Source organism: Salipiger sp. PrR003, from assembly GCF_010500785.1.
Taxonomy (GTDB): Bacteria; Pseudomonadota; Alphaproteobacteria; order Rhodobacterales; family Rhodobacteraceae; genus Salipiger; species Salipiger pacificus_A.
In genome coordinates this window covers 49508-64614 of record NZ_JAAGOV010000076.1, presented here as the reverse complement: position 1 = coordinate 64614, position 15107 = coordinate 49508, and the positions used below count along the sequence as shown (strand labels likewise).

Here is a 15107-nt window from a genome sequence, read left to right as displayed (position 1 = left end):
ACCACGGTAACAGCTGGAGTTCTCAAGGCTTCGCGGTTGCTCCTCTCTCGAGCCGGGTTTGGCGAAGCGCACTGGTTGAAGGCGTTCTGGTAACGGTGGCTGGCTGTTACCGTGGCAACAGAGTGTGGAGCTCTGCTGATCTGACCTCGTTTGGGTGCTCAAAGTGGAAGCCCCCCACTTTGAGAGCTGAAGAGGTGCTTTACCCCCTATTCAGTCAGTCCCTTAAAAGGGGGGTATGCGAACCTAGGCCCTACTGGATGAAAGGTTGGTTGGTCGTCACGCGCTGTATGTGATGCCAAAAGGCCTGTTACCGTGGTAACAACTTCATGGGTTCACGGGGGTTTTCGCCCAAAAGAAAAGCCCCGGTTCCCCGGGGCTCTAAGGTTGCGTGATGTTGCTGACTTAGTCAGTCGAGGGTTTCACGGAGGATTTCCTCGATCGCCGCACCGATCTTCTCGAGCGTCTCGTCGTTTATTTTGCCGCCGCGGATCTTCACGTCGGCGCCGGACTTCAGACTGTCCATGTGGCACTGGTACCCAGCGAAGCGGCGCGTTTGCCGAACCGGCTGCGTAGCAGGAGACCGCTGGGCTGGCTTCGCGGCCGGTTGGTTCCGGGCTGGCGTTTCCTGTCCGATCACGACGTCATCATGCGCGACATCGCTGGGAGGCTCTTGACCTGTTACCGTGGTAACAGCATCGATGGGCTCGCCGGCAGACAGCTGCGGAAGGATCTTCCGAAGTGCCGTATGGGTGAGATCACGACCTTGGTTGGGCAGTGCATTGATCTCACTATCAAGGTTAAGCACTTTTAGGCCGTTCACGACGTACTGCCGGTTCACGCCAAGTTCCTTGGCTATCGTCTCGCCGGAAACACCCTCCGTACGCTGTTGCATTTCCTTGGCCAGGCCGCCCACAGAGCGCAGGAAGTCGATGGGCGTCAGGTCCTGGCGCATCGAGTTCTCAAAGAACCGCTTGCGAAGGTCGTCGTAGAGATCACCAGCATTCAGGAATGCCACGACTTTGATGCCCAGGCGCCGACAAGCTTCGATCCGGCGGCGACCTGCCTGAACCAGGAATTTGATGTCTTCATCTTCCTGTATGTCACGCACTTCGTAGCGCCCCACGCTCGGGACCCACTTGGGATCGGAAACGCGAAGCTCGACCGGCGTCATCTGGCCTTCTTTTTGAATGTTATATGCCAGCGCCTCGATTTCCGGATCGTTCTGCCAATCATGCGACCTGTCGGTACCAACCTCGTCTTCGATCAGCGATACCGGGACCTCAACCGTCTGCTGGCGCGAGAAAATCTGGTCTAGCGTCTTTCGGCGGATGGCATTCATCCGCATCGCGTCATGCTGACCTGACGGCTGTTCGTGCAGGTTCGTGACCTCCGCCTCTTGGGATTGGGGGGCGGTTTCGATCTCTGCTGTTACCGTGGTAACAGGAGCCGCGGACGGCTTTTTGCGGGAAAGTTTGCTCATGCTGCCTGCTCCTCGTCATCGTCAGCCCACAGTTCGGCTTCGACGATCTCTTGGAAACCTCTTCCAGGTTGGTTCGGGTACACACGCTTGAAAAGCGCATCGTTGACCGCGTTGACGTATTTGATGAAGCGCTGCTGGGCAACCCGACCACCGGGGTTGGGGGTCCACTCGTAGTTGCTCTTGTACTCTTTGGCCGCATTCGGAACAGCGACACTTCGGATCGCATAGAGAGGCAAGAAGTCAGTCGGCGCGCGCTCGATCAGTTCCGCGAACTGCTCGCGATCGGTGCTGTTGGTCTCATCTACATTTGTTACCAGCACACTGTGGGAGCCTTGGCCGAGCTCGAGATTGGGATCGAGCTCAATGTGAGTATCGATGATGCTCCGCACACTCTCGACGTAGACGCTGAGAGAATTGAGATCGAAGCCGCGCGATCCGATGACGACAGCAAGGTTGGTTGCAGCGATGATGCCATTCATCTGCGTCGTCGTGAGACTCGGCTGCTGATCGATGATGATGATGTCGACGGTTTCATTGAGCGCTTCTTTGAACCGTTCGTTGTCAAAGCTCCCGTCTGCACGCCGCAGATCACTGGGCTGGGTCTTCGATGGGTAAGCTGCGCTCCAGCGTTCGATCGCGTCCTTCAGAATGAAGTCGAGGCGCCGGCGGTTGTCGGCTTTGAGGCTCAAGTTGTAGAGAACGAGGTCCCCGCGCTGGATCTCTGGGCCGCCCGGGATGATGCGAATGCCTGGCCACGGGGTCGGTTGCCACATCGCATTCAGCTTTTCAGCCGGCTCATCGACAACGTCGTTGGATGCGTAGTCCCGAACGCCCATGAAGCTTGCAACGGTTCCATCTTTGCGATCGAACACTTCAAGCTGTTGGTTTGCGTAGTAGAGCGTGGTTGTTGCCTGCGGGTCCGTATCCATGATCCCGACGCGCATACCGTAGTAGAGGCTGAGGTACTGTGCGAAATGCGATGCGGAGATCGATTTTCCGGACCCACCCTTGAGGCTTGAGAAGCATACGACGGGGATAGGGGAGGTATCCCCAGGATCACGCCAGAACAGATGGTTCTTGCGGGCTCTCGGAGCGCTGGAGAGCATCGCGCGAACCTTCATGACATCTTCAATGTCGAAACGCTTTTCGCGTCCAATCTTATCGACCTGAGGGAAATCAGAGTCCGCTGCGCTTGCTCTGGTAATCGTGGCAGGGTCGACGTCCAGGAGTTCCGCGACCTCTTTCAGAGAGAACTTACGTTCCACGCGCCGGTTTACGGTATCATCCCGTCGGCCAACGCTGTCGATGCTCTTCAGCATCGCGCTCAAACGACGGAAAAAGCTCGGCATCTGCCCGATAGCCGTGTGTCTCATCTCGTTGTCCTTGATAGCTGCTCTATGCTTTGGGTTTTTTGTATTTTTTCCCAAAATGGCCTGCATTGAGTCGAAATATCAAGAGAATTCAGTATTTAGCCCCAAGATGCCTGAGGCTTGAGCGCGAGGTTGCCGATTGGCCACGCTCCAGAGAGCGATTTCGGGAATTCGAAGCGGCTGTTACCATGGTAACAGCCGCCCGTAACAAGTCATCCGCTGGTGAGCCTGCTCTCGCGATCAGCGGTTGGAGGCTCTTCGCTTTGTTCAATGCGGGCGATGACAGAAGAGTAGGGGTTCTCAACCATGTCCTGGCTCGGAGCCTCAAGCTCATTGCCCATAGCCGAAGAGAGGCCCTCGGGAAGTGAGCTGGCGATCTTCTCGGCAAGTATGCTCCAAGGCTCTCGGTCGGGATCATCCATCATCCCAGGCAGAACGTGCTCACAGGCATTCTCGATGAGGTTCGAGAGCTTTGGATTGAGAAGTTCATCCGGCGACGCGGCTGCCCAGGCTTTGCCTTTCTCCGTAAGCTGCAGGTTGTCGTCACACAGCTCCCGATCCATAAAGTTCTCGATGTGGTTGGCCCAAGTGCTCGGCCGTCCGAGACCGAGAGCCACGGCTTTCTCTAGCAGAACCGTCTCGGGCATCCGCTGGGTCGTGGAACTTTCTGCAAAGGTTTTCTCGCCGGGGAACCTCGGCCCGATCTCGCGGGTCCAGTTCCTGCCGGCGACATACTTGGCGACCTGATCAGTGAACCCGCTTCTTTTCAGGAAGTCTTCGATTTCAGAGGACCTTGCCACCTGGCGTTCACGTGGGAGCGAAGACCTTACCATATTGCGAGCCACGAGGGTTCGGACGCCATGATCGTCTCCGAGTTTCCTTGGGTCCTTCGAGACGTCCACGTCGCCGATAGGGTAGGGGGCGTCATGCACATCTTCAGAGCCCTTTTCAGAGATGCGAGCTGCCTTGCCGCGGAATCCTGATTTCTTGATGAGCCGCTCAAGGCGTCGTTGGGCCCCTTTGCTTACGCCCTTGGAGTTCGACCTCGGATAGGACATCTGGCCGGTCTCATACATGTTTTGGAGGCTCTTGGCGGTCTCCTTGGGCGTCATGCCGAGGTCATCGCCAGCGCGGACCATGATTTCACCCATGTGCATGGCATCACTGGGGGCAGGCTTGCGCCCCTTCATGTCGATCGCGGGGAAACTCAGAGCAGCGAGCTTCTCGGCGACCTCGGGCGAGATTGTCTTGCTGGTATCAAACTCCGTGCTCCACGGGGCATCACCATCCTTGGCTGGGGCGACCAAGCGGACATGGGTGGTGCCGATCTGATCTCCATACTTTGAGAGCATGCCCAGGAGACCGGTCGAGACACGGCCAACTCCGACCCCGTCCTTGCTGAAGGTGTGGCCAATCAGACGATCGATGATGGCTCTCGTGCGGCCGGGCACGGCATCTGATTTTCGAACGGGGTAGACATCGGTGAGGCTGGCTTCGACGGACTCCTTGTCCATGCCCTTGAGCTTTACTCTGAAAATGTCATCGGTGATGTCCTTTAGGAGCTCGTGGACGTCCCAAGCGATGACATCGCCTTCGGCATCAGCGTCGGTTGCTACGTATATCGTCTCCGCTTCCCGGGCGGCCTTGCGAAGGTACCAGATGGTCTTGTCCCGGCGCGCCGTCCGCTTGTGGTCGGAGAACCCTTTGTCGATCCCGAGATCGCGAAGATCGCTCGGCATCTCATAAAGATGTCCGCTGGTGGCTTGAACAGCAGCGTCATGTCCCAAAGATTTCAGGATGGCTTCAAACGCCCGGATTTTTCCGGGCGCTTCAATGATAAACAATGACTTTGGCATCAGCGATCTCAGTTCGTCAGGGCGTCTAGCTGTTGGCGCTGGATGGTGACGGACTCGTTGGCAGCCGCCAGGGTTGCTGCCTGCAGGACGTTGAGCTTGTCGATCTTCTTGTAGATCTCGTTGTTCTGGTGAGCCATCCAGCCGACGGTCAATGCCACGCGTTCGAGGAGCTGCACGTCCGTGTACTCCTGATCGTTATCGAGCTTGGAGAGCCACTCCTGAGAGCGGATCTGCATTCCGAGCGTGTAGCTCATGCCGGTCGCTTCAAGCTCTGCCTGATCGTAGCCAGCGATGCTTGCCGCCGTATCGATCACGCGCTGCTGCGAGGAGTCGTTCTGGTTAGAGAAAGGGTCGCGGTCCATGCAGTAGTCCAGAATGGCACGAGCCGCGAGAGACTTGCGTGCCTGGTCACTGTACATCGCACGCTGTTGTTCCGCGGAGTCGACGGTTTGAGCAGTGGAGGTGTTGTTAAGCCCCACACTGGACTCCCCGAGGACATTCATGACGTAGGGCGCACAGGCTTGTCCGATCTCCTCCCGGCTATAGTTGTCACTCGAGAAGATGCTCTTGCCGGCGACATAGGTTGCGCCTTGGAGTTCGGGCTCCACTGGGGCTGCGCAAAGGCCATTCGCCACCATTCCCGGATCACAGTATTGATCCGCTTGGACCTTCATCTCCATCTCGGCCTTTTCCGCCGGACTACGCGCCGGATTGGGAGTGGTCGTCGAACCCAGTGGAGTGCCCAAGTTCCATGACGCGAGTTGCTCCAGGGTCTGCAGTGTCTCTGCACTCAAACGCTGGTCAGGACGGTTGAATACATTGCTGCGGGCGGCCCGCGAAAGGATGACACACTTCTTTTGCGTTACCGCGGAATTCTTCAGGGCCTCGAACTTCTGCTTCTCGATTTCCCTCTGTCGCTGCCTCTCGTCCATGAGCTGGTTCATGTTGGCTGTCGACGCCAAGGTCTCCTTTAGGTTGCCCCCCAGCTGACCTGTCTGCAGCTCGAGCGTCTCGATGGCGTCCTTCAGGTCGGCGCCGATGTCGGAGAAGCCTTCCTCCAGCTTCGAGTTGGTTGCTGCGTCAGACGGCATCCCGCCGCCACCAATCCCCCAGGCAAGGGCGGTTGCTGGAAAGGTCAGGCTCATCGTTGCGATCAGCGCACTGGAGACGGCGTAGGTTCTGAATTTTTTGGTCATATCAATCGTCCTGAAATCTGAAATCACTTCTTGGCAAAGAGGCCGCCAAGGCCACCTTCTGCGACGTCGTTGACAGAGCTTCCGCCGGTATCCAAGCCGCCGTAACTGGCTCCACCGCCATAGCTTCCGGTGTTGGCGTCATTCACGCCGATGTTGAATGAGCCCTGGTTGTTCATCGACGTGTTCAGAGAGCCAAAGTTGCCAAGCGGGCCCATGGAGGGGCCGACAGCATCCACTTCACTGGCGACTTGCTGCATTGCGTTGGTCAGCTTGCCGCTCTGTTCAGCAACCATGCCATTGACCTTTCCGCACGCCATCTCCATCGCTTTCTCTGCCAGGTCGGACAGCGAGGGGACCGAGAACAGGACGTCCAGGCCGCCGGTGAATGCAAAATCGATGCACGACATCTTGCCAAAGGACTCCTGCATTTGACTAAAGCCCATGGTGTCGTCTTGCGCTGCGGCTACGATGCCCTCGACATAGGCCTGAGACTGCTTCTGAAGAGCTGCCGCTAGTTCGGGATCACACTCCACCAGGAAGGCGGTCGCAGTGCCGTCACCAGGTACATAGGTACCATCCGTGATCTCCGTAATGTCGACACCTTCGAAGTCTTCCATGCGACCCATCAGGTAGTTCTGGAGTTGATCGGTCGAGGTGAAACCGTTCGCGGACAGAATTTCGCCGATGTTGTCCAAGTTGGCCAAGCCGGCTTCACTGAAACCACTGTTAGCCCATTCATTCATGGCGTTGGGTCCAAGGAACCATGCTCCGCCAAGCAGCCCCGCTTCGTTGATCTTCACCCCGTTAATCGTCTGACCGATACCTCCGGTTGCGTTGCTGTTGAGGGACCCCCACATGTTGCTCGCAAGCTCGGAAGCCATGGAATCCTGAACGACTTTTCCGGCATTGGTCATCAACAGGTCGTTGTAGGAGTTGACCCCCATGTTCTTCGCTTTATCGGTAAAAACTGCCTGATCCCAATCGGACGCGCCGGGCTCGATGTAGCCGAGGTTTTGCCAGTTTTCGATCAGGATCTGGTACTTACCGACAGCGGTGGTTCCACTGCCGATACCCGTTCCCACTGCATCCGATGCCCCTGCACCGTTGTCGGCTCCATACCCGTCGTTTGGCCAGCCCTTGCTCTCTTGGCCTGCTGTGACGTTACCCCAGTCCGAAATGGCCGCGGTGCCTGGAGTGGCAGCGATCAGCGCCAGAGCTGAAACGGCTGCGATCAATTGCTTGTTCTGAAATCTCATGGGCAAAACCTCTTATTTTCCCGGCGCGGCCAGGGACATGAATGTCTCTTTGTGGGAGTAAGTTTGCCCGTCGAAAGCATAGGACGAGAAACCGTAGCGGCCGAAGGTGTAAAGCTCGTCTCCGAACAGACCGATCTGGGCTGCCTCGGAATAGAAGTCGCCGATCTTCTTTCCGCTCTCGTCGAAGACCAGTACCGGGCAGATGTTGGTGCCGGTGCAGTCAGGAATGATCCTGGACTTCACAACACTTTCTGTCGCGCCGTCACCGGTGAGATCGGCAAGTTCGCGGGTGACCTTGGTGAGGCGTCGCACATCTGTATCCGCCGCCTCATAGCGGGCGAGGGCGCCGGATGGCTCACTGATTTCCTCGAGATTGGTCACCTCGGCGGGGCTTGGCTCGTACACTCCGTTCATCCACGACCAGCGGACGTTGTGGTCCTGAAGCAGGTGCCGCACGCCTTGCTGCTGCTCGCGTGAGACAGCCAGATACGATGTCCGGGTCTCGAGCACCTCCTGCCAGCGTGAGCCGGAGAAGTAGAGCAGGGCGTGATCGCACCGATCAGATGAACAGCTTTCGTCGAACCGTACGGCGATTTCGGCGTTTCCGTCGTCGTCAATGTCGACAATCGCGGTAGAAAGAGCTTGCGAGCGACCGTACTTTGACTGGGCGACCTTCAGGGCGCCTCCGTTGTCGCCACTGTTGAACTGAACGGCCGTGGCCTGCGCAAAGGCTGCCGTCCCCAGCAGGGAAAGTGCGGTTGCGAGCAAAATCTTGTTCTTCATCAAATCTATCCTTTGGTCCTGATATATGCGCGAGCAAACGGCTTGCCGGGGTTTTCGCTCAACTTTTCTTTATGAGGTGGGCGGACCAGAGGGAGGGGCGGGGGCCGCCTCGTGCTCAAGTGCAGCCTCATTAAGTGCCGAAAGCGCGATCGTATCGAGGTTTTGGTTTTTGAACGTGCGGGCAGCGACCGCTTCCGAAAACGCCTTCAGATCTTCGATAAAGAGAACCTGAGACTGGGACTGGCCCGTGGCCCCGTCTTCACCCTCCTCTGGGTCTTCGACAATCTCTTTGAAACTCTTCACCTGGTAAGGGTAGGTCCGTTTGCTCAGCGCCGACAGGAGACGGATACGACCGATCCGGCCCAGTTTGGTGAGTGCCGCCGTGGACTCGTCGAAGAATTCCTTGAGTTCGACGACTTCGAGCTCCGCAAGGTCCTTCGCAAAGGTCTTAAGCACTTCATCATCCGGGTCTGGAAGGTCGCTTTCGATGGCCTTCTGGAAGTCGCTGGGAAGCTTGGAGTACCATTCCGCGAGCTTCTCGATATCGAGCGAGATCATCTTTCTTTCACCTGCCGTCACAATTCTCAAATGACTTTGGCTTTCAACGTAAACATGGCTTGAAAGAGAAGAGGACAACATGACCACACGCGCATTCCCCGGCAGGGTAACCGGAGATCTGGACCCGCAGCAGTTCGTTGGAGACGATGATATCAGGGCCATCGAAGGGACATTCCTGGCCGAGACACTCGCGCCCGCGGCTCCCGGTCTGGATATGACCGAGACCTATGATCACACCATGGAGCCGCCCGAGCCGGCGCCCGGACAGTTCCCAACGCCTTCTCCCATGGCGTAAAGACCGCATCACCAAGGATAGGTGTTGATTTCATCTATCCTTGGTGATACTAGCTCCACTCAGTTCATTCCAAGGATAGAATTTTGAGCGAGCACGATACCATTGAAAACCCCTCTGATCTGGAAAGCTTTGTAGAGCGGATCGAGCGCCTCGAGGCCGAGAAGGCGGAGCACGCGGAAGACGCGAAGAACGTGAAGGCCGAGGCCAAAGCGATGGGCTTTGAGACAAGTGTCATCTCGGCAGTCCTGAAAATCAGGGCGCAGCCGCAGGGAGAACACGAAGAGTTCAACTCCCTGCTGGATGTCTACCTGGCCGCGTTGAACATGGAGACACCCGACCGGATTGGTGACATCGGAGAGCTGGAAGGTGGCAGCAGCGAACTTTCCGGCTTTATCGAGCGCCTCGAGAACATCGCCGAGCAGATCAAGGAGATCGCTGATCAGGTCAAGGACGTGAAGGCGGAGGCCAAGGCGGCCGGCTTTGATCCGAAAATCCTGAATGCGGTCCTGAAAATCCGCAAGAAGGGCGAGTCCGAGTCGACCGAATTCGAGATGAAAGTCGAAACCTACCTGGCTGCAGTCGGTAGCCGCTGATCAGCCAGGCAGGTCCCCCCAGTTGTTTTTCAGCTGGAGCGCGACAGACAGGAAGGGGCTCTTCTCGAAGACGGGGAGGGCCCCTTTCCCATTCTTCACCCTCTTGAGCTCGAGCTTGTGCGGTGATGTCTTGAGCCAGGCGTCGAAGAGGCCGGTAGGGAAGGGGATCCACATGCGGAGCGGCACTGGCTCGGGAGCGGTGCTGTCGATCGGTCGGATGTCCTTGGCAGCCAGCGCAATCCAATCTCTGTTCCGGTGGCCCACGATGATCCCTGCGCTTGCCCATTCGATTGTCTTGATCGCCCTGGCATCGAACACCCCCACTCCGAGAACCGGCGTCTTGGCCGAGCTGTCTTCCTCGACCCCGATGGCAAACCGAGAAGCGGCATCATCGGTGAGGTGGAGGTCCTTGCGCGACAAGGAGGCCATGCGCCTCTTGTGCAGGTAGGCATACCAGATGAGGAATGGGTGTTCGTGTCTCGGTGTTTTCACGGGGCGCGCCTTTCGGTTTTAAGCGCCAGTTATTCTTCGAGGATATATCGCGGGTAAACGCTCGAGGATTTCCATGGCAAGGATTGCACCTGCAAAACCCAAGTTGAAGACCGCTCATGCCTCCCAGGCGCTGGCAAAGCTGCAGGGAGAGATTTCGGATGAGGCGATCATTTTTCAGAACATGCCTGATCCTGAGTGGATGCTGATGATGGCACCAGGCAAGCTTCCCGTCTTCGTCAAGCCGTTGCCTGATGTGAGCTCAGTGGATCTCGATGCCCAGGAAATCACGACAACCGGCGGAGAGGTCGAAATCCCGGATATCATGGCAAGCGTGATCGAGGTGGCCTCCAGGTTGTCGCTCGGAGATGTCGGCCTGGTGGTCCTGTCCGGGGTCCATTGTTCCCGGCGGTCACTGCCTCGAGCGAAGGGCGTCGCCGAAGCCGTCGTGACGAGCGATCTTACAGAGGTGTGGCAGGCATCCGGCGTTCAGGGCAGCGCGATTACCGCGGAGGCAATCAATGCGATCCTGCAGGTTCACTCCCCCGGGGCCACGGCGTTCGTGCCGGGCGCAATCACGCAGACACAGCTTGATTGGCGGACGTCTCTATCGGCCGAGCAATCTATCCCGTCGGCAGATGCCCCTGACGAAGCTGCTGTGGTCTCGCCGGCCCAAGTTCAGACCGAGAAATTCCGGCTCAACGACGGCTCTCCAAAGCGGGTCCAGAACCTTGAAACCATGGTGGGCTCGATCTTGGTGAGCCTCGCGAAGGGCCGGCAGATATTGGCGGGAGGGCTGCCCGTGAAGCCTGAATATGTGGCCAACGGCGCGCGGCTTCTCCCGGTTCTACTGATTGCGGCCTCTGAAAAATGGTCCCCGGTTGTGGCCAAGGCTGGAACTGGAGGGTTTGACGTGCGTCTTTCTCGGGATGCTGATGCCTTGGTAGGGTTCCGGGTCGCAGATGTCCTGGCTTCCTCTCCTTACCTGCTCTACATGCCGCTGTCCCGTGTCGCTCGGGTTACGGATACCGGGGCGAACCTCGATTTCGATCGCTTGCTGGGTATCTTCGATCGCTGGCTGTCCAAGTACGATGAGGGGCGCCTTCACCATCACAGCGTGACAATCAGGATCGCGACAGAACAGCATCTCGCCAGTCAGGAGAGTTGATCCCGTCTGACTGTTACCGCGGTAACAGTGCTGCAACATCCTGACCGAAATCCAGGTTTAAGGCCTCCCGTTTAGTCTTCTTCCGGCAAAGAACAGGTGGAAGACTATGAATATACTCTCCGGCTTCGTGAGCGACTTCTGGGTCGTTGACGCGCAGTACCCTTGGCTTGTTGCGTCCTACTTCGGGCTCTTGGGCGCTGTGCTGGCTTCGTTCGGAGGAGTGCTGATCGATCGGCTGCCGCATCAACTTGAATGGCTTGAGGAACCGGACGAGACGCTCTCGATCTGGGGCCCTAGGTCACATTGCAACAGCTGCCAGAAAAAGCTCTCAGCTGTTGATCTCGTGCCTGTGCTCGGTTGGCTTGTGAGGCGGGGAAAGTGTGGTTCCTGCGCGGCTCCCATCCCGAAGCTCTATCCGATTTCAGAATCTTTGCTGGCAGCTGCCTTCGCCAGCGCATATCTGCTGGCGCCCGGCTTGCGTGAGGCGGCTGTCCTGATGCTCTTCACCTGGTGCGGTTTCGTTATCACGATGCTCGATCTCCGGCATCATTGGATCCCTGCAGTCATCACGACGCCGATGCTCTGGCTCGGGCTGCTGTGCAGTCCCCTGGAGCCGGACGTAATGCAACGGGCAATCGGGGCCGCGGCTGCAGGGATGATCATCTGGGGTGCAGTCGCGATCGTCTCCGTGATGTCGCGCAAGTCGATGCTCGAGATGTGGTCCGGTGGGGATGTCGCCTTCCTGATGATGGCTGGGGCCTGGATGGGACCTGAGAATGTTATCCAACTGATCTTCATGGCGGCGGTGATCTTCGTGGTTCACGAGCGAGTGGTGTTCTATCGGACAGGACAAAGGTGGGTGCCCTTCGGTCCGGCCCTGTCGGCGGGGCTTCTGCTACAGGCTGCCGCGATCGTCAGTGGAATTCAGGTTGGGCTCTTCTGAGCCTTTGAAGAAATGTTCGAGGGTGGGCACGCCTTATACAATGGGTGCTGGTAAGTGGTGCGGAGACTATACGAGCATCACATAATATTTGCCGCGCGGACATCAGGCGCGCCTACCGACGTCCATACGGTCGGAACACCGCTGCTAAAGGCAGTGAGACCATTGCCAGAAAGAGGGCGAAGAGGTCCTGGCTGACCATCACCCTATCGGGTGATCCGCGAAATCAGCATTTCAGAGAACTCTCTCAACAAGGGGTTCTGAGGGGCGCTGATTTGTGGCCGATCCCCGCGTTTCTTGCAGTCTGTCAAATATCTACCCATCGAACAGGGATGGGCGACAAGCGCATCGAGCCAGCCCAGAAGGATATCTACATGGCCGCAATGCGTGGCATCATCGGGAAGGTACTCAAGCAAGGCGACGGTCCGCGCGGCCGGAGCTTTTCTGTCGTGATCTACGAGAAAGAGAACGGCGAGCTGTCAGAGGTGCGCCTTGGCGGTCGCTTGGGAAGCCTCCGTGAAGGAGATTTCTTTTCTGCGGAAGGCGAGTGGAAACAGAGCATCTACAAGGGGAAGCCTCAGTACGTCTTCAACGCAAGCGCGTTGCGTCCGGACCTTCCGAAGACCAAGGCAGGGACCGTCGCTTGGCTGAAGGCGATCTTGCCGTCATCAGAGACAGGTCTCGATCTCGAGGCCATTCGCCGTGTCGTCAAGGAAGACGGGTGCGTCGAGGATATCCTGAACGATCCGTCTGCACTGATTGCGCAAGCTCGCGATCCCAACGCTTCTGAGGAGAGGATCCGCAAGCTTCTTGATGCTCGGACATCGTCCAAGCAAGCGACCGACCTAATGAACTCAGCAAAGCTCGATACGCGGGCCATCAACAGTGTGCTCTCGGCGTTCAAGGGAGAGGCTTACCAGCGCATCAAGCGTAATCCATACGAGATCATGACTGTGCCCGCGATCAAGTTCGAGAACGCAGACAAACTCGGGCAGCACATGGGAGTTTCAAAGTCCGATAGCCGGCGGATCATGGCCGCGGTCTGGGAGTTTATAGGGCAGGCAGAGAACATGGGGTCTTCGGCCGTGCTTTTCAGTGATGCCGTCAAGACAGTGGCGAATTGGTTCTCGCTTGAAGAAAGCGCGGTGGCGGAGGTCATCAGCAAGAAGGTCAAGGAACATGACCGACCAAAAGTCTTCGCTCTCCAGATCCCTGGAGAGAGCGACATCCACCTCATGTCGGAGGAATGCTATCGGGCTGAGGTCGCAGCGTCGTCATGCCTTTTGGATATGATCGAGAACGGGCGTGGCAATGATCCGGACAAGGTGGCTGCGGTGGCGGAAGAGGTACTCGAAGGCACGTCCCTTGACGTGCATCAGAGAAAGGCTGTTCGCGTCGGGGTGACCCATCCGATCTCGATCATCACAGGCGGTCCGGGCACTGGCAAATCTACGATCCTGGAAAAACTCATTGAGGTCTCGAAGCGCGTCGAGGACTGTGACGTCGTGGTAACTGCGCCTACGGGGAAAGCAGCCAAGCGAGCAGAGGAGGTGACCGGAGAGACTGGGCAAACCCTGCAGATGTTGCTTGGGCAGCAGTACAACGAGGAGAACGGAGCCACTGAGTATCGCCACAACCGCCAGAACACACTCCCCGACAACATCCTCGTTGTGGTCGATGAGGTCTCGATGATGGACAACACCTTGCTGGCAGCGCTCTTTGCGGCGATGCCGAGCAATGGACGTATCGTCTTGCAGGGGGATCCATATCAGCTCGCCTCTGTGGGCGTGGGGCGTGTCCTGGCAGACATGATTGAGATGAATGTCGACGGAAAGTCGATCCTGCCGATTGCGGAGCTCAAGAACGTCTACCGCCAAGACAAGGACTCTAAAATCAGCAAGGACGCTGATCTGATCAACCAGGGTGAGATGCCTGACGTCGATGAGACACTCAAGGGTGGCGTGACGTTCAAATCGTGCTCCAGCCGGGACATCACCGATGAGATCATATCGATGGTTCGGCACCAGTTTGTGCCCAAAGGGATCAATCCGACCCGGGATGTCGCGGTCATCGTCCCGCAGGCTCCAGGCTACGGGGGCACATGGGAAATCAACACGGCACTGTCGAAGGAGCTTAACCCCAAGGGCGAAGACATTCCCGGCGTTGATCGGGGCCGCTATGATGACGAGCGTATGCCTTTGCCGCGGGTCGGCGATCGGGTGATGCTGACTGAAAACGACCACGACAATCAGGTGATGAACGGGGATATCGGATTCATCAAGGGATACCGCCCGAACCCAGAGCGCGCGAACTCCTACCTGATGAAGGTGGAGTACGATGACGGAAAGGTCGTCGAGATGCCCACCAGCAAATGGCGCGATGTCATGCTGGCCTACGCGATCACATGCCACAAATCCCAGGGTAGCCAATACCCGATCGTGATCCTGCCATTCTCTGAAATGCACGAAGGGATGGCTGATCGCTCGCTGGTCTATACCGGGTGGACACGGGCGAAGAACATGGTGATCGGCCTTGGAAGCAAGGAGACTTTCGGAAAGTTCATCAAGTCGACCAAGTCGCAGGAGCGGTTCACGGTTCTGCGCGCGATGACCGAGCACATGGCGAGCCGAAAGGGTGTCAGGCCAAGAGGCGAGGCTTGCGAGTATCGTCCTTTGCCGAAGCCGGTAAAGCTCGAGGGGATGCAGGCGAAACTGAAAACCCCCTCGCGTCCGGTCGCAACTCAGCGAAGTCGACCGCTTCTGTCGTCGCTGGCCAAGCCGATTGCGAAGACCGCGGAACCTGAGGCAAATGAGAACGCGGGGACCACGCCAGTAAGGCGCGCTCAGCCGGTGATCGCGGCCCGTCGACCTGCTGTTTCAGGGGCGCGTCTCGTGGGGCGAAAAGTGGTCGTGCCAGCGCAAAAGACAGGGGAGACCGCGCCCGAGGTCCGCCATGCTCCAGATGCCAAACCTGAGCCGACCCATGTCACTCAGGAGAAGGCGACCCCGGCAAGGCCATCTCTGAAACCGATGTTGGCTTCGAGGCCGATGCTGAAGCGGCCTCGGAAACCGCACGTTAAAAAGGAGGAGGCAGCTGTACCACAGCCAACCATGAAGCTGTGAT

Annotated in this window: 13 protein-coding genes; 5 read left to right on the top strand and 8 right to left on the bottom strand. The window is 57.8% G+C overall.

What is annotated here, in order from left to right:
* Positions 1-406 precede the first annotated feature (406 nt).
* From G0D83_RS24925 to G0D83_RS24895, 7 genes are all read right to left on the bottom strand, one after another.
* Positions 407-1480 carry a ParB/RepB/Spo0J family partition protein gene (locus G0D83_RS24925; RefSeq protein ID WP_164197271.1) on the bottom strand — a complete coding sequence of 358 codons (1074 nt, stop codon included), beginning with the start codon at positions 1478-1480 and terminating at the stop codon, positions 407-409.
* On the bottom strand, positions 1477-2853 hold the full coding sequence (locus G0D83_RS24920; protein WP_164197270.1) for a ParA family protein: 1377 nt from the start codon (positions 2851-2853) through the stop codon (positions 1477-1479). Before G0D83_RS24920 ends, G0D83_RS24925 begins: the two co-directional genes overlap by 4 nt.
* 209 nt (positions 2854-3062) lie before the next feature.
* A complete protein-coding gene (locus tag G0D83_RS24915; protein ID WP_164197269.1) occupies positions 3063-4706 on the bottom strand; it encodes a DNA topoisomerase in 1644 nt (547 codons plus the stop codon).
* Positions 4707-4714: 8 nt separating this feature from the next.
* Positions 4715-5902, bottom strand: coding sequence for a hypothetical protein (locus tag G0D83_RS24910; RefSeq protein ID WP_164197268.1), 1188 nt, complete (start codon positions 5900-5902; stop codon positions 4715-4717).
* Between the two features lie 23 nt (positions 5903-5925).
* Positions 5926-7158, bottom strand: a complete 1233-nt coding sequence (locus tag G0D83_RS24905; RefSeq protein WP_164197267.1) for a hypothetical protein — start codon at positions 7156-7158, stop codon at positions 5926-5928.
* A gap of 12 nt (positions 7159-7170) precedes the next feature.
* Positions 7171-7941 (bottom strand): hypothetical protein, encoded by a 771-nt coding sequence (locus G0D83_RS24900; protein ID WP_164197266.1) that lies wholly within the window; start codon positions 7939-7941, stop codon positions 7171-7173.
* A 69-nt stretch (positions 7942-8010) separates the two neighbouring features.
* Positions 8011-8499: a hypothetical protein gene (locus G0D83_RS24895; protein ID WP_164197265.1), complete on the bottom strand. Its 489-nt coding sequence runs from the start codon at positions 8497-8499 to the stop codon at positions 8011-8013.
* A 79-nt stretch (positions 8500-8578) separates the two neighbouring features.
* On the opposite strand from G0D83_RS24895, the gene G0D83_RS24890 reads away from it, so the two are divergent.
* On the top strand, positions 8579-8794 hold the full coding sequence (locus G0D83_RS24890) for a hypothetical protein (RefSeq protein ID WP_164197264.1): 216 nt from the start codon (positions 8579-8581) through the stop codon (positions 8792-8794).
* Between the two features lie 83 nt (positions 8795-8877).
* Positions 8878-9387: a DUF2312 domain-containing protein gene (locus G0D83_RS31970; RefSeq protein WP_203595655.1), complete on the top strand. Its 510-nt coding sequence runs from the start codon at positions 8878-8880 to the stop codon at positions 9385-9387.
* Here G0D83_RS31970 and G0D83_RS24880 read toward each other — a convergent pair whose 3' ends face one another.
* Positions 9388-9879, bottom strand: coding sequence for a hypothetical protein (locus G0D83_RS24880; RefSeq protein ID WP_164197263.1), 492 nt, complete (start codon positions 9877-9879; stop codon positions 9388-9390).
* A 73-nt stretch (positions 9880-9952) separates the two neighbouring features.
* Here G0D83_RS24880 and G0D83_RS24875 point away from each other — a divergent pair, with 73 nt between their 5' ends.
* The 3 genes from G0D83_RS24875 (at position 9953) to G0D83_RS24865 (ending at position 15106) form a co-directional block, all read left to right on the top strand.
* On the top strand, positions 9953-11044 hold the full coding sequence (locus G0D83_RS24875; protein ID WP_164197262.1) for a hypothetical protein: 1092 nt from the start codon (positions 9953-9955) through the stop codon (positions 11042-11044).
* Between the two features lie 106 nt (positions 11045-11150).
* The gene (locus G0D83_RS24870; RefSeq protein WP_164197261.1) at positions 11151-11987 is read left to right on the top strand and encodes an A24 family peptidase; all 837 of its coding nucleotides are present in this window, start codon (positions 11151-11153) and stop codon (positions 11985-11987) included.
* Positions 11988-12316: 329 nt separating this feature from the next.
* Positions 12317-15106, top strand: a complete 2790-nt coding sequence (locus G0D83_RS24865; RefSeq protein WP_164197260.1) for an AAA family ATPase — start codon at positions 12317-12319, stop codon at positions 15104-15106.
* The last annotated feature ends 1 nt before the right edge of the window (position 15107 follow it).